This is a genomic window from Arenibacter sp. F20364 (genome assembly GCF_023015905.1).
In the GTDB taxonomy this organism is placed as follows: domain Bacteria; phylum Bacteroidota; class Bacteroidia; order Flavobacteriales; family Flavobacteriaceae; genus Arenibacter.
On the sequence record NZ_JALKBD010000004.1, the window covers coordinates 1 to 14,546 of the forward strand.

General features: G+C 41.4%; 15 protein-coding genes. 3 read left to right on the forward strand and 12 right to left on the reverse strand.

Annotated features, from left to right (window positions below):
- Positions 1-203: 203 nt before the first annotated feature.
- Positions 204-860: a metal-dependent transcriptional regulator gene (locus MWU84_RS03905; RefSeq protein ID WP_093978625.1), complete on the reverse strand. Its 657-nt coding sequence runs from the start codon at positions 858-860 to the stop codon at positions 204-206.
- A 76-nt stretch (positions 861-936) separates the two neighbouring features.
- Between MWU84_RS03905 and MWU84_RS03910 the strand changes: the two genes are divergently transcribed.
- Genes MWU84_RS03910 through MWU84_RS03920 form a run of 3 tightly spaced genes read left to right on the forward strand, consistent with a single transcriptional unit; the run spans position 937 to position 3,821 of the window.
- On the forward strand, positions 937-2,163 hold the full coding sequence (locus MWU84_RS03910) for a di-heme oxidoredictase family protein (protein WP_232513946.1): 1,227 nt from the start codon (positions 937-939) through the stop codon (positions 2,161-2,163).
- A gap of 3 nt (positions 2,164-2,166) precedes the next feature.
- Positions 2,167-2,601, forward strand: a complete 435-nt coding sequence (locus MWU84_RS03915; RefSeq protein ID WP_093978623.1) for a Rieske (2Fe-2S) protein — start codon at positions 2,167-2,169, stop codon at positions 2,599-2,601.
- Positions 2,598-3,821 (forward strand): hypothetical protein, encoded by a 1,224-nt coding sequence (locus MWU84_RS03920; protein ID WP_093978622.1) that lies wholly within the window; start codon positions 2,598-2,600, stop codon positions 3,819-3,821. The genes MWU84_RS03915 and MWU84_RS03920 overlap by 4 nt, the downstream gene beginning before the upstream one ends.
- A gap of 379 nt (positions 3,822-4,200) precedes the next feature.
- On the opposite strand, the gene MWU84_RS24260 is transcribed toward MWU84_RS03920, so the two are convergent.
- The 11 genes from MWU84_RS24260 to MWU84_RS03970 all read right to left on the reverse strand — a co-directional run bounded on the left by MWU84_RS24260 (position 4,201) and on the right by MWU84_RS03970 (position 14,544).
- Complete coding sequence (locus MWU84_RS24260; RefSeq protein ID WP_281502464.1) at positions 4,201-4,332, reverse strand: hypothetical protein; 132 nt, start codon at positions 4,330-4,332, stop codon at positions 4,201-4,203.
- 227 nt (positions 4,333-4,559) lie between these two features.
- Positions 4,560-6,458 carry a heavy metal translocating P-type ATPase gene (locus MWU84_RS03925; protein WP_246899038.1) on the reverse strand — a complete coding sequence of 633 codons (1,899 nt, stop codon included), beginning with the start codon at positions 6,456-6,458 and terminating at the stop codon, positions 4,560-4,562.
- A gap of 160 nt (positions 6,459-6,618) precedes the next feature.
- Entirely contained in the window at positions 6,619-6,975 is a 357-nt protein-coding gene (locus MWU84_RS03930) for an STAS/SEC14 domain-containing protein (RefSeq protein WP_093978620.1), read from the reverse strand.
- Between the two features lie 328 nt (positions 6,976-7,303).
- Positions 7,304-7,780: a transcriptional repressor gene (locus tag MWU84_RS03935; protein ID WP_093978619.1), complete on the reverse strand. Its 477-nt coding sequence runs from the start codon at positions 7,778-7,780 to the stop codon at positions 7,304-7,306.
- 37 nt (positions 7,781-7,817) lie between these two features.
- Entirely contained in the window at positions 7,818-10,349 is a 2,532-nt protein-coding gene (locus MWU84_RS03940) for a heavy metal translocating P-type ATPase (protein WP_093978618.1), read from the reverse strand.
- A gap of 12 nt (positions 10,350-10,361) precedes the next feature.
- A complete protein-coding gene (locus tag MWU84_RS03945) occupies positions 10,362-11,027 on the reverse strand; it encodes a bestrophin family ion channel (RefSeq protein WP_246898509.1) in 666 nt (221 codons plus the stop codon).
- Between the two features lie 25 nt (positions 11,028-11,052).
- A complete protein-coding gene (locus MWU84_RS03950) occupies positions 11,053-11,730 on the reverse strand; it encodes a hypothetical protein (RefSeq protein WP_246898511.1) in 678 nt (225 codons plus the stop codon).
- A 255-nt stretch (positions 11,731-11,985) separates the two neighbouring features.
- Positions 11,986-12,348, reverse strand: a complete 363-nt coding sequence (locus MWU84_RS03955) for an STAS/SEC14 domain-containing protein (RefSeq protein WP_246898513.1) — start codon at positions 12,346-12,348, stop codon at positions 11,986-11,988.
- Positions 12,349-12,392: 44 nt separating this feature from the next.
- Positions 12,393-12,815, reverse strand: coding sequence for a transcriptional repressor (locus tag MWU84_RS03960; protein WP_246898515.1), 423 nt, complete (start codon positions 12,813-12,815; stop codon positions 12,393-12,395).
- A gap of 15 nt (positions 12,816-12,830) precedes the next feature.
- Positions 12,831-13,169, reverse strand: coding sequence for a P-II family nitrogen regulator (locus MWU84_RS03965; RefSeq protein ID WP_246898517.1), 339 nt, complete (start codon positions 13,167-13,169; stop codon positions 12,831-12,833).
- A 115-nt stretch (positions 13,170-13,284) separates the two neighbouring features.
- A complete protein-coding gene (locus tag MWU84_RS03970; RefSeq protein ID WP_246898519.1) occupies positions 13,285-14,544 on the reverse strand; it encodes an efflux RND transporter periplasmic adaptor subunit in 1,260 nt (419 codons plus the stop codon).
- Positions 14,545-14,546 lie beyond the last annotated feature (2 nt).

Genomic DNA, 14,546 nt, shown 5'->3' on the forward strand with positions numbered 1-14,546 from the left:
GTTATATAACGAAACTACTAAAAAGAACGATAAATGGAACTAGGATAAGATATTTTTTTAGGGCATTTCGGTTGTACCGAAAAACGGCCGTTTTATAGGACTAATACATCCTTTGTAAAATTCATAAAAGTTGGATAAAATTGTCAGCTTTATATTCCTATTCTGGTCAATGGCCATTTTCGCTCACTGTAGCCAATAAAAAACTAAATTGCCTCGACCAAAATCCGACTAGAAATAGAATTACTCAAAACTTGTTCTGAGTGGTCACCATATGAAATGGTCATGCTCTTATCAAAAGATTCGATTTGGTGAATTAATATTTCACTGCCCAAGTGTATTTCTTTCTTATTCAAAAAAAGAAGAAAATCCGTTGAACTATCCCGTAGTGCCTTTAACTCAACCTTGGTACCTACTGAACACTCCGCCAGTGTTTTATAATTCCTTTTTACAATTTCCCCTTCTTTATTTGGAATAGGCGAACCATGTGGGTCAATGTTGGGAAACCCTAACAGTTCGTCCATTCTGTCGAATAGATTTTCGGTTTTTATATGTTCCAATTCTTCGGCAATATCATGGACCTCTTCCCAACCGAACCCCATAATTTGAGACAAAAACATTTCTGACAATCTGTGCTTTCTAATCACCAACACCGCATTCTTTCTTCCCTCATTGGTCAGTTTTATCGGTTTATACTTTTCATATTTGACCCAGCCGTTCTGGTGCATTTTCTTTACCATATTGTTGACCGTTGGCTTACTTAATTCCAAGTTGCGTCCCAGTTCCGACAAGGATATCTCTTCATTTTTGAGATGAAGATGATACAACGCCTTTAGATAATTTTCTTTTGCTTTCGTCGCCATTGACAAATAATTTTTAACAAAGATAAAATTATTTGTCAGTAAAATTGTTAGAGATATCTAACTTATATATATTTGCATGTCTAACATTTATAGCAAATTAATAATGACCATAAAGAATATTGTAGTATATACAATTTTATCAAGCCTACTGGTATTGTCATCTTGTGAAAAGTTTGAGCCACAGGCCCCGCTTGAAGAAGAACTTTTGGATGGTCCTATCGCAGGATTGACCACTGCCCAATCTGCACAGTTTTTGGCAGGAGATATAGCGTTCAATGATGACATATTCACTTCTCAAACCGGACTGGGACCTGTATTTGTAGCTACGAGCTGTGGCAGTTGCCATGCGGGGGATGGCAAGGGAACGCCCTTTACCACACTCACCCGTTTTGGCCAGACCGATGGTACTGGCAATCAATTTTTACATTTGGGTGGCCCGCAATTACAAAATAGGGCGATACCGGGATACACTCCGGAAACCATTCCGTCTGGAGCCACTTTTTCAAAATTTACACCTCCCGCCATTACCGGACTTGGATTTTTGCAATATGTTACGGATGAGACTATTTTGGCCTTGGCAGATCCTGAGGACCTGGACGGGGACGGCATTTCGGGAAGACCGAACTGGATGGCCCTTGCCGACTATCTTATTCCCGCTGCCAACGCTATTTCACAAGAAGGGGACTACATTCACAGGTTTGGTAAAAAAGCCGCAGCCTATGATTTGCTCCACCAAACGGTTCTTGCGTACAATCAAGATATGGGAATCACTTCTACTTTCGAGCCAATCGATGTCTATACGGGATTGAGTATTGACCCTGAAGTCTCTGATAAAATAGTTAGGGACGTTGTAGCTTATATCAATACACTAAAGGCACCGATACAACGGGATAAAGAAGAGGCCCGGATATTGAACGGTAAATCTATTTTCTCCCAAATCAACTGTGCTTCTTGCCATATTCCGGAACTGACAACGGGTAATTCCCCGATCGAAGCACTTTCGAACAAGACATTTTCCCCATATACGGATCTATTGTTGCACGATATGGGCCCTGGGCTTGATGATGGCTATACGGAAGGAAGCGCATTAACATCGGAATGGCGTACACCACCACTTTGGGGACTTGGGCTCTCGCCCACCACCCAAGGCGGGCAGTATTTTTTATTACATGATGGCAGGGCAAAAAGTATTGAGGAAGCTATTTTACTGCATGGAGGGGAAGCCGACAATAGTAAAAATGAGTTTCTGGACCTAAGCCGATCCGAAAAAGAAGATTTGATCAAATTCTTGGAATCGTTATAAACTATGGAGAGAAATGAATTTATAAAAACGTGTGGCTATGCCTGTATCGGTGCTTCTTCTATAGGGATGTTGCTTCAAAGTTGTGTTTCCAACAAAAGTATAACGGCCAACATTGAAAACGAAAACTTGGTGGTACCCATTTCCGATTTTTTGAAAGATGAAGCCTACCTAAAATATATTATTGTTAGAAATAATAATTTACGGTTCCCTATTTATGTCTTTCGTTTTTCGGAAAATGAATATACGGCCCTATACCTGCAATGTACCCACCAGGGAAATGAATTGAATGCCTATGGTGATAAGCTGGTATGCCCGGCGCACGGAAGCGAATTCAACAACAAAGGCATGGTGACCAATGGTCCTGCGACGGACCCGTTAAGGTCATTTCCGATCCAAATTTCCAATCCGAACATTCTTATTTCATTAAAAAAAGCATGAAACTAATAATTACAATATCGTTACAGCTTCTATCAGTGTTGTCATATGCACAAATAGATACTACACTTTTCAAAAGAACAAAAATAGATACAACAAAACAGCATTTGAACATGGATGCGGCTTATGGCCGTCCTTTTTTGAGCTATGGAAAAATGCCCGTTTCAGTGGGGGGGTATGCGGAGGTAAATTGGCAACGTTTGGGCACCGATGGCGTCTCGGAAGGGCACCAATTTCAAATGAGAAGAATGACCCTGTTCGTCGCTTCCTCAATTGGTAATAAAATAAAATTTTTAAGTGAATTGGAATTTGAGGAAGGGGGTAAGGAAATAGCCATTGAATTTGCTTCCTTGGATGTAGAATTTCACCCATTGCTGAATTTGAGAGGCGGGATCATCATGAACCCTATCGGAGCTTTCAATCAAAATCACGATGGCCCCAAATGGGAGTTTACGGACCGGCCGATCTCAGCAACCCAATTGCTTCCAGCTACCTGGAGCAATGCCGGTTTTGGCCTTTTCGGAAAAATGTACCAAAATGACTGGATGTTCGGTTACGAATTCTATTTGTCCGGAGGGTTCGATGGTTCCATAATAGATAATTCCGAAAACAAAACTTTTTTGCCAGCTTCCAAATCCAACATTGAACGCTTTGAGGAGTCGGCAAGTGGAACGCCGCTGAGCACGGCAAAAATAGCGGTGAGACATACCAAATTTGGAGAATTGGGCCTATCCTATATGGGGGGTATTTACAATAATTTCGAGGATGATGGCATTGTTTTGGATGAAAAAAGACGACTGAACGTATATGCTATAGATTACAATACAACATTGCCAAAACTGAACACTTTTATAACTGGGGAATGGGCCTGGGTAAATGTGGATGTGCCAGAAACTTTTACCCAACAATTTGGAAACAGACAACACGGTGGATTTTTGGACGTAGTGCAACCTATTTTAAAGCGCGAAATATTTGATTGGGAAAAGGCAACATTAAATTTTGCCTGTAGGTTCGAGTATGTTGATTGGAACGTAGGTACTTTCAAAGAAACGGGAGATAACATGGGCGAAGCCCTTTGGAGTATTATACCTGCTATTAGTTTCAGACCTTCCCCACAAACAGTCTTTCGTTTAAATTACCGTATACAGAGACAAAAGGATATACTTGATAATGACCCGGCTAAAACTGCGGGATTTAGTTTTGGTATTTCTTCCTATTTTTGATTGAAGGTGGTTATTTGGGTCACTAAAAATGAAAAAAGCATCTACGTCTAAGCTTGATAAGGGATAACGCTTGCGATCGGTCTTGATGAAAATATGTTCAGTGCTGGCCAAACCAATAATTAAACAAAACGAGTGTTTTTTGGAATCCTACCCATACTTCAAACCAGTTTCGTAAAACGGCCGTTTTATCTATCGAAATCTGAAAAATAACGTCCACTGTAGCACCAAAAACCGCAAAATTTTAATGATTGGAGTTGTTGAGTTTAGGAGGGCCATCTAGAAAATCCTTTAATCTTTTTTCAATTGCTTCTTCATGTGAAATTGTATTTCCTGCCTATGCTTCTGACATCGTTGCCATACCTGTTGGGAAACCGGCCTATTAAGCCAAGGAATGAATATGAACGAAGATCAGACCGGAATTCAATTGTTTTGCCGATCCCATGGCATAATCCATTGCATTACTTAAGATATGGCTAAAACCTACCAATATCAAAATCGTTTTTACTTGCACTATATTTATTTTATGTGATTATCAATAATTATAATAATTTTTTTAGTGAAAAAGGAGATAAAAAAAGTAAAAAATAGCCTCATAAAAGAATAGGGCAAGTACAACAATGAAGATTGTTACTATAGCCAGAATACCAAGTATTTTATCTTTTTTGGTTATGGTATTTACCATAGGTTTTTCATTTTTTTTCTTTTCTCTTCTCTTTCTACGATTTTGCGACATCATTTTTATTTCCATTTCATCTTCTGCAATCTTACCGCATTTAAAATGGCCAACAAAGCAACCCCCACATCAGCAAAAACAGCTTCCCACATCGTGGCCATTCCCAACACTCCCAGTGCCATTACCATCACTTTTACACCAAAGGCAAGACCAATGTTCTGCCAAACGACTTGTCTTGTCGAGCGCCCTATTTTGATGGCTCTTGCAATCTTTGAAGGCTGGTCTGTCTGAATAATGACATCTGCCGTCTCGATGGCGACATCACTGCCCAAACCACCCATTGCAATACCCACATCACTTGCCGCCAAGACGGGCGCATCGTTGATACCATCGCCTATAAAGGCGACTTTGGTATCGGATTGCTTCTTTAACGTTTCGACCTCGTTCAGCTTATCTTCCGGTAAAAGACCGCCTTTTGCCCAATCGATTTTTAATTCTTTTGCGACCTGTTGGGTTATGGAATCCTTGTCACCCGAAAGCATAATAATCTTGGAAATACCTGATTCCCTAATTTGCTTTATGGCCTGATGCGCATCTTCCTTTAGTTCATCGGCAATGGTCACGTATCCTGCAAATTTCCCATCAATGGCGACCATGACGATAGACTCAACAATGCTTTCGGTTTCAGAAGGGACATCAATGCCATTGGAAGTCATCAATGCCATATTCCCCACTACAATGGTTTTCCCGTTAACCGTTCCTTTCAATCCTTTTCCTGCAATTTCCGATACCTCCACGGCCTTGTATTCTAATCCTTCTACCTTATAATCAAGTATCGCCTTGGCAATGGGATGGGTGGATTGTTTTTCCATTGCCATCAGGTATTTCATAAATTCAGCTTCCGTAAAAGTGGTGCTATTTATGACTTCCTTGATTTTAAAGACTCCTTGGGTAATGGTGCCTGTCTTGTCCATTACTATGGTATTCACTTTGGTCATTGCATCGAGGAAGGAGGCACCTTTGAACAGGATTCCATTTCGGGAAGCTGCACCGAGACCACCGAAATAACCGAGAGGAATTGAAATTACCAGTGCACATGGACACGAAATCACAAGAAATATCAAAGCGCGGTACAACCAGTCCCTAAATTCATATACGTCAACGAGGAAATAGGGCAGGAACGTTAGGGCAATAGCAAGAAAGACAACAATGGGCGTATAAACACGAGCGAACTTCCTGATGAACAATTCCGTTTTGGACTTTCGGGCCGTGGCATTTTGAACCATATCGAGGATTCGAGCGATGGAACTATCCTTGAATTCCTTGGTGGTTTCGATTTCAATAACGCCATCCAGATTGACGCTTCCTGCAAATACTTTTTCGCCCTTTGCAATCGTATCAGGTTTGCTTTCGCCAGTTAATGCCGCTGTATTGAACGAGCCTTTTTCGGAAAGCAAAATACCATCCAAAGGGATTTTTTCGCCCACACGGACTTGCACTTTCTCGCCAATGGCGACGGTTTCGGGATTTACAGAAACATAATTGTTGTTCCTATAGACCAAGGCTTCATTCGGTCTTACATCCAGTAGAGCCTTGATGCTTCCCTTGGCTCTTTTAACGGCAGCACTTTGAAACAATTCGCCGACCGCATAAAATAACATTACTGCTACACCTTCGGGATATTGGCCAATGGCGAATGCACCAAGGGTGGCAATGGACATTAACAGGAATTCGGTAAAGAAATCGCCTTTTTTAATGCTGTTCCAGCCTTCCATTATTACTGGAAAACCAACAGGGAGGTATGCAACAACGTACCATAATATCCTTATCCTACCCTCAAAATGCGGAAATGTCCCTAAATAATCAAAAAGTATGGCCGCCATCAACATTATGAAACTGACAACTGCAGGGATGTAGGGTCTGATATTTATCTTGCTGGTGGGTTCTACCTGCGGAATTTCCATAGTTTCACAGCACCCGTTTTCAAGATTCTGGGTAGAACAATTTATTTTCTCGCCGTTTATTTTTGATTTCCTGTTTTTCATTTTTTATTCTTTACCGACATCCTAGAATACGTGGTTGTCGTTCGCTTTTATATAACAAATACTTGGATCGTTGGCGCCTTTATTCTTCTACCCACTTTTTTGCAGTTTCTTTATCTTCCAAATCAAAATATTTGATCTTGGCGTTCGTAAAGGGTTTCATAAACTGCGTTATCCACTCCTGCCATTTTTTGTTGCCCACCATCGCTATTTTTTCATAATCCCTGGCGTGGGCCGTGTCCATTTTTAGGTCTTCCCATAATCCGGGAAGATCCCAGCCCGTAAAATTTTCCATTTCAAAATACCAACGAACCTTCATTCCCCTGTCCAATATGGCATGGATAAGCGGATGGATTTTTTCGATATCTTCTTTTCCCAATTTCCCCGAAGCATTTGTTTCAATAATATTTTTATCTTTTAATTCGATTATCTGTAACATTTTATATAGTTTTTAATTAATTATTATCCCTTTAGATCGTAAATCCATTCCTTAGCTTTTTTTCGGTGTAATTTTTTTTTCAGGATTAGTTTCTTGACAATTTGAGCCCCTTATATTTAACTCTTGGTTCAAGGGAATCAAGGTCGGTTTAAAATCTTCAAACATTCAGTCTATCTTGTTCAGTTATTTTTATCAACGCCATGGCTAAATTTTATTTCTTGCCATTTTCCCTTTTACAATTCCACGTTCCATAACTTCTTCCTTGGCAAATTGGTTCGTTTTATGGTATTCTCTAGTATATTTTATAGGCTATGGCATAAGGTTATCATCAAGTACGTTGAACATTTTTCTCTGTCCATAAAGATTCGTTTCTCATTTTTGATAATTTCCGCAAACATTTTTTACATATTCCTCTTAACACCAGATTAACGCCTTGCGTTTGGTACTGGGCAGGTAAACAATCTTCTGGCATTCTGCTGGGCAAACAGGTGGTCTCCAAACATTGTGTGCAATGAAAATGCAGATGCAGGTCTTTTTTGCCGGCGTCTTCAGAAATCGCATATTTTGCCACTCCCGTCCCATCATTGATCTGATGGATCAACCCTTTATCCTCAAAAATCTTGAGATTGCGATAAAAGGTCGTTCTGTTTGCTGTTTTATTGGTTTCGCTCTTTTGAACAAAAGCCTTTTTCAAATCGGAAAAGGACACGGCACTTTGTTTCCTTTTCAGGAACTTGTATATCTTCGACCTCATTTGAGTGGGACGAATACCGTGATACGATAATATTTTTTCCGTTTTGGTCATTTTAACCTTGATTCAAAAGGAACCATTTTCATTAAATTTATTTTTTATAGGCCAAAAGCCTTAACGCATTAAAAACCACAAGCAACGTTGAGCCTTCGTGGATGACCACTGCAATACCGATATTGGCAAGCCCAAAAATGGTCGATGGTATGAGCAGGGCAACAATACCGAGACTGACCCAAAGGTTTTGCTTGATAATGGACTTTGCCTTCCTGCTCAAACCTATGGCAAAGGGCAGGGTTTCCAATTTATCGGCCATTAGGGCAATGTCCGCAGTTTCCAAGGCCACATCACTGCCCGCTGCACCCATTGCGATACCAACGGTGCTGTTCGCCATTGCAGGGGCATCGTTCACACCGTCGCCTACCATTGCGACCTTGCTTTCCTGTTCTTTTAATTTTTTAATGGCATCTACCTTTTCCTCCGGTAACAAGCTTCCCCAGGCATCGGTCAATCCAATTTCTTTAGCAACGGCATCGGCCACTTTTTGATTATCCCCTGTCAACATTATCATCCGCTTGATGCCGATTTCCTTTAGTTTTTTCAGAGTTTCCTTGGCCGCTTCCCGTGGGGTGTCCATCAGGGCAATGATACCAATATATTCTTTGTTCCTTCTTATGAGCATCGTGGTATTTCCGCCCCCTTCAAGTTCCCTTACCTTGGTGGATATTTCTTCGGATGGTTTTGCATCATCGAGGTCTTCGTACAGGTCAAGGTTTCCAATATAGATTTTATCCTTGCCCAAGGAAGCTTTGATACCTTTTCCGAGAACCGCTTCCAAATCGGACGCATCGGTAATAGCAGTACCTTTCAGACGCTCTCTCCCATCCCTTACGACGGCTTTGGCCAAAGGGTGGTCGCTCAAATTTTCAACGGCAACGGCTATCTTTAACAGTTCATTTTCTTCAATATCCCCCAATGGTACCACCTCGGTAAGTTTGGGCTTGCCTTCGGTTAGTGTTCCCGTTTTATCAAAAGCCAAAGCCGTAATGACCCCCAGATCCTCAAGCGGTCGCCCACCTTTGATAAGTACACCGCCCCTTGCCGCCCGTGCCACACCGCTCAATACGGCACTTGGTGTTGAAATGGCCAGTGCACAGGGACTAGCAGCCACCAATACCGCCATAGCACGATAAAAACTGGCACTAAAAGGTTCGTCAATGACCAGAAAGGCAAAGAGCAGGATAACCACAAGTACAAGTACGGAAGGCACAAAGTATTTTTCGAACTTATCGGTCAACAGCTGTGTGGGGGACTTCTGGGTCTGTGCCTCGTTGACCAGTTTGACCAATCGGGACAGGGTAGAGTCTTTGGCTTCTTTGATTACCTTTATTTCCAACGTGCTATTACCGTTGATAGTTCCAGCGAATACGCGATTTTCATCCTTAATATCATCGTCTGCCGAATAGTCCCTGCCCGTATCTTCCACGGGAATTTTGTCCACGGGTACACTTTCCCCGGTAATAGGTGCCTGGTTGACGCTGCTTTTTCCGTTGACCACAACACCATCTGCGGATATCTTGCTGTTGGGCTTGACCACTATAACATCACCAATGCGCAATTTTTCAATCCCGATTTCCTCGGTCTTGCCATCTTTTTTAAGCAAGGCCGTTTTTGGTGCAAGATCCGCAAGAGCGGCAATGCTCTTTCTTGCCTTGTTCATTGCGTAATGTTCCAAGGCGTGCCCAAGGCTAAATAGGAACAACAACAGTGCACCTTCCGCCCATTCGCCAAGAACGGCGGCGCCAATGGCGGCGACCAGCATTAAAAAATCAATTTCAAAACCACCTTTGGCGACGGTCTGTACTGCTTCCTTGGCCGTAAAAAAACCACCAAAGAAATAAGCGCCTATATACAGGCTAAGACTGACCCAGTCCGGGATGGATTCTACGTAGGAAAGCCCGAAGCCAATCCCGAGAAGTACCCCGCAGATAATTGAAAAAATAAGTTCGGTATTTTTGCCTAAAATCCCACCGTGGGCATGTTCCTCTCCGTCCTCGTGTGTCTCGCCCTCCTTGTGCTCGTGGCTTTCTGAGGATGTTCCTTCCTTTTCCAGTCCTTCTTCTTCTTCTAGAAATAAACGCTCCATTGGTTTTTTGCTGAATTCTTTCATAACCATCGATTCCTCAATAATGGTAAGGTCCTTTTTCCTGAGCCGTTTTTCTATTGCGGCAAATCCGGTTATACCCTTGTCGAATTCAACGCGTACAACACCGGTACCGGCTACCGAAGCTTCTAAGACCCCCTCAATGGACCGTAGGCTTTTTTCGATGCTACGGGCATGTCTGGCATGACGTATTCCTTCCACCTGGAGCAATTTATGTCCATATTTATCGGTTATTCCGGCACCAGTTTTTTTTGCTAAGGATTGGATTCGATCTATGGATATGACATCAGGGTCGTAGTGAAAACAGAGTTGTGGCACATCGTTTTTCCTTTTGTCCGAAACGTGCACTTTTTCGATGCCCTCTTTAGCCTGTAGTTCATGAATAAGCCTTTTAACACAAGTATCTTTTTCGTTTGGAACCTGCGGAAGGACAACCGGGATTTTTATTTGTAGTTTTTTCATTAGACTGATGTTTTAAAGTATATAGTACTTGTTAGGTTTCATTTTAAAAGGGAAGTCCACGTCACCTATCATCTCTTTTAATTTTATTTCTATAGTCTGGGCCTGATCGATCATTGGTGTATCCATTGGGTCGTTTTCAAATGGACCCTGCATTAAAATTGACGTTTTCTTAATCGCTATAAAGATTATTGGGATAGCAATGGTAAGACCAATTTCTAGCGAGAGGTCATTATCGGATAGGCCAAAAGGAAGCATTGTAGCAAAAACATATATGATCAAATGGATCAATAGGCTATGTGCCTTGGGGAAATCCGTGTTTTTGATTCTTTCAAATCTTACATAGCTGGCTACATTTGACGAAAATGGAAGATTCCTTAGATATTCGCCCAAAGCATAGCACCATACGAATTGGCGTTTTGTCATTTCCTTTACATTATATACATATTGCACATCCGACCTATCATAAAGTGAAATGGTCTGCCATATCAAGGTTCGGGAATCATTAACAATAGCGCCCCATATAATGCGGGCTTCCCACCAGCGTTCATAGGCCTGATTTGTCCGAAAACCCAATAACTGGGCGACAAAGTTGCCAAAATACCCGATGCCAATTAATATCCCTAATAAAACTGCCAGCCCCAAACATGGTAATAACAGTAGTACTGTTTGTAGGTCCATTTTTTTTGTGCTATAAAATTTTTATCTATTCCAATTTCAATACCATCTGTGCAAACCGTATTTCTATTGCTTTGTCCAATCCCGGTATTATTTCCTCCAAACCTGTTTCTACCGCTAAAAGCTCCCCCATGGCACTTAACAAACAGGAAAATCTTTGCCCTTCCTCCAGGTGGGTCAGGGTAGTCCTAAGAATTACCTGAAATGAATTATCTTGAAAGGATACGGTGACCGGCCAATTGAAATCGATCGGGTCGTGGCGTGAGGATAAAAAATCCTCTGTAGGGATGTTGCCCGTGAAATAGACCATTAAAGGATCCTCGGCCTCTTTTAAAACTGCATTAACTTCCGGGATTTTCATTTGTAACGTTCTCAGGTCCAAAGACCCTACTATTTGCTTATCGGTATAATTTAATAGTACGGATAATTCGGTGCTTTCGGCATTGACCGGTTCTTTGCCAACCTCCGTAGATAACATTAGATGTCCCTTTTTGGTCATATATATTGTCTGGGCCCCTAGTCCAAGGACATTGATAAAAAGGATAACTAATGCCAGCTGTATTTTTCCCATGGTTACAGGTTTAGACACGGTTACCGCAACTTGGGCAAAATTTAGCATCCAGCGGTATGCTCTCCTTGCAACTATTGCATTTTCCCTTTCCCAAGGCCGAGCCGCATTTTTGACAGAAAAGTGCGTTTTGTTCATTATCTACGCCACATTTTGGGCACCGGATTAACACCTTCGACCCTGAATGACCATCCCGGTAACCGTAATCGTGCTTTCGACCATGCTTGGTGGAATGATGTCCACCTCTTCCCATTCCCCTGAGTAAATGTTTTAAAAATCCCATATTTTCTAATTTAAAAGTGAATCTATATTATCCAGTGCCTCGAACATATCCAGTGCATCCCACAGAAATACCAATCGTCCGTCATACTATTTTTATTTTACGTTAATAATTCAGTCCTTATCCAATTTTTCTATCCATTCTTTAGCGCAGTCCTTGTCTTCGGGCTTAAAAAATTTTATGTGGGCCCTGGAAAAAGGAAGCAGCACCTCTGTAAATAGTTCCTGCCATTTAACGTTTCCCACCAAGGCAACCCGCTTCAAATGCTTTTCATTGGGGAGGTCCAATTCAATCCCCTTCCAATGGACACTTGCCGTCCAACCTTCAAAATTTTGCATTTCGATGTACCAGGAAACTTCTTGATACACCTTTAGATGATTTGTTAAAACGGGGGTCAAGTTTTCGTAATCCTTGGCATCCAGCTTATTTTGTGCTACCATATATACCGTAGCTTCTTTTTCAAAGATTTTTACCATAGCTCTATATTTATAATCGATAATCGTATTTTAAAACCTGACGCTTAATCCAAGTTGCCGCTGCATTTTTCGCAGATGCCCTTTACCACTAGGTTGACATCTTCCGTGATATAACCTTCGGGCAAGTTGATGTGGGGAATTTTATGGGCTGTCAGGCACACTGTCTCCTCGCATCTGTTGCAATGAAAATGCAAGTGGAGGTCGTTGCCGACCTCACACTCACAATTGTCTTCGCAAAGGGCGTATTTTATGACTCCTGTTCCATCCTCGATTTGATGCACAATCCCTTTTTCCTCAAACGCTTTCATAGTCCTAAATAGGGTGCTTCTTTCACTGACCTTAAAATCCTTTTCCAAATCGCCAAGACTTATGGCCGCCTCTAATTCTGCTAAACGCTTATAAGTCATCAAGCGCATAGCCGTAGGCCGTATCCCTTTGCTTTCAAGTAGTTGGACTATTTTTTCCATTTGTACTAAAGTGTTTTATAGGTCGTACCGTTTTAAGGAATCTCCTGTTTTAATGTGAAACGCATCTTCTATATTAGCTATATAAATTATACCATCTCCAGGCCCGTCGGTTTTGGAGTTGGCTATAATTGTTTCAATGGCCGCTTGGGCTTCCTCATTTTGACAGACCAATTCCAATTTGACCACTGGACTATCTGTTACGTGAAAATCCAGCGACGGTCTGGCACCTTTTGCCTTGAACGCGCCCGTGCCTTCTGCTTGTGAAAGGGTCATACTTTCAAATCCATTGTCAGAAAGTGCTTCAATGACTCTTTGGATTCGGTTCGGTTTTATAAATGCTTTTATTTCTTTCATATTATTAACTTTTTAAATTTTTAATCAATTTTGAACCGAGTCTGTTTTATAATTTTTAACTAACTAATTAAGACGATAAACAAACTCGGAATCAAAATCTTTGATTGTTATTGAATTAATGTCCGTGTTCCAGTTCGCCCTTGACCATTTCCGAAGACAGGTTATAAGCTCCGTTTATCACGACTTTGGCATCCTTTGAAACTTCGGCAGGCAGGTTGACTTCAACAAAGCCTAAATCAGTAATACCAACCGTTACGGGTATCATTTTAAATTTCATTTTGTCCGCTTCCATTTCTTCATCTTCATCCAAAATAAAAATAAAGGATTGCTCGCCTTCTTTTATAATGGCAGCTTCCGGTACGGCAAAACCCTTTTTCTCGCCTTGCACTATTCGCCCTTCCACATACATACCCGGCAATAGGTTTTTATCCTTGTTTTCAATATCTGCCAGAACTTCCAAAGCTTTTGGGTCTGTATTGAAGGTTTTACCAACAGACCGAACGGTTGCTTTAAGCAGTTCATCTGGACGAGAGGCCGTGGAAAAATATATCTGTTGCCCTTGCTTGATTTGCTTTATGTCCTTCTCATATACTTTGAAGTTGACATAAATTTTTGAGTTGTCGCTTATCGAGAACATTTTGGATTGTTGTGCCACGTAATCGCCAAGGCTAATCATTACTTCATCCACATACCCACTTATAGGCGAGGTAATGGGAACAGCGGAATATATCTGTCCTTCCGCCACTTTGTCCGGGTTAATGCTCAACAGTCTCAATTGGGACCGCAAACCATTGACGCTGGATGTTGTGGAACGAAATTTTGACTGCGCCATCTGAAATTCCTTGCCAGAAGAAACACCTTTATCATAAAGGGTCTGCTTGCGTTCAAAATCCTGTTTCAAAAAGACCAGTTCGTCATTTTTTTCCTGATAATCCTGTTGCATTGCAATGATATCTGGGTGTTCTATATATGCCAACACCTGACCTTTCTTTACGTTATCTCCAGGGATTACTTTTATGGAACTCACATTTCCACCAACAAACGGGCTTATGTTCGCCTTGTCCTGTGGGAAAAGCTCAAGCATTCCTGTTACCTTAATGTTGTTTCCTAAATTACGTTCCTCCAAAGGTTTCATTTCCAAACCTATGGTTTCGGCCTGTTGCTTTGTAAGTTCGACAACGCCTTCTTCCTCGCTGTGACCACCTTCTTCCTCTCCTTCATCATGGCCTTCTTCGCCGTGTGCATCTACTCCAACTTCATTGGTTTTTGATACGCCTTCAGCTTCGTTATGCCCAAGTTCAGATTTTGGGGCATCGTTACAACTCATAAACATAAGTGTAAATAATACGGTACTAACTAATAGTATATTCTTCATTT

Excerpts from the sequence above, each read along its gene's own strand:
- MWU84_RS03905 (WP_093978625.1), bottom strand. The coding sequence starts at position 860 with ATGGCGACGAAAGCAAAAGAAAATTATCTAAAGGCGTTGTATCATCTT.
- MWU84_RS03910 (WP_232513946.1), top strand. The coding sequence starts at position 937 with ATGTCTAACATTTATAGCAAATTAATAATGACCATAAAGAATATTGTA.
- MWU84_RS03915 (WP_093978623.1), top strand. The coding sequence starts at position 2,167 with ATGGAGAGAAATGAATTTATAAAAACGTGTGGCTATGCCTGTATCGGT.
- MWU84_RS03920 (WP_093978622.1), top strand. The coding sequence starts at position 2,598 with ATGAAACTAATAATTACAATATCGTTACAGCTTCTATCAGTGTTGTCA.
- MWU84_RS03925 (WP_246899038.1), bottom strand. The coding sequence starts at position 6,458 with ATGGAAATTCCGCAGGTAGAACCCACCAGCAAGATAAATATCAGACCC.
- MWU84_RS03930 (WP_093978620.1), bottom strand. The coding sequence starts at position 6,975 with ATGTTACAGATAATCGAATTAAAAGATAAAAATATTATTGAAACAAAT.
- MWU84_RS03935 (WP_093978619.1), bottom strand. The coding sequence starts at position 7,780 with ATGACCAAAACGGAAAAAATATTATCGTATCACGGTATTCGTCCCACT.
- MWU84_RS03940 (WP_093978618.1), bottom strand. The coding sequence starts at position 10,349 with ATGAAAAAACTACAAATAAAAATCCCGGTTGTCCTTCCGCAGGTTCCA.
- MWU84_RS03945 (WP_246898509.1), bottom strand. The coding sequence starts at position 11,027 with ATGGACCTACAAACAGTACTACTGTTATTACCATGTTTGGGGCTGGCA.
- MWU84_RS03950 (WP_246898511.1), bottom strand. The coding sequence starts at position 11,730 with ATGAACAAAACGCACTTTTCTGTCAAAAATGCGGCTCGGCCTTGGGAA.
- MWU84_RS03955 (WP_246898513.1), bottom strand. The coding sequence starts at position 12,348 with ATGGTAAAAATCTTTGAAAAAGAAGCTACGGTATATATGGTAGCACAA.
- MWU84_RS03960 (WP_246898515.1), bottom strand. The coding sequence starts at position 12,815 with ATGGAAAAAATAGTCCAACTACTTGAAAGCAAAGGGATACGGCCTACG.
- MWU84_RS03965 (WP_246898517.1), bottom strand. The coding sequence starts at position 13,169 with ATGAAAGAAATAAAAGCATTTATAAAACCGAACCGAATCCAAAGAGTC.
- MWU84_RS03970 (WP_246898519.1), bottom strand. The coding sequence starts at position 14,544 with ATGAAGAATATACTATTAGTTAGTACCGTATTATTTACACTTATGTTT.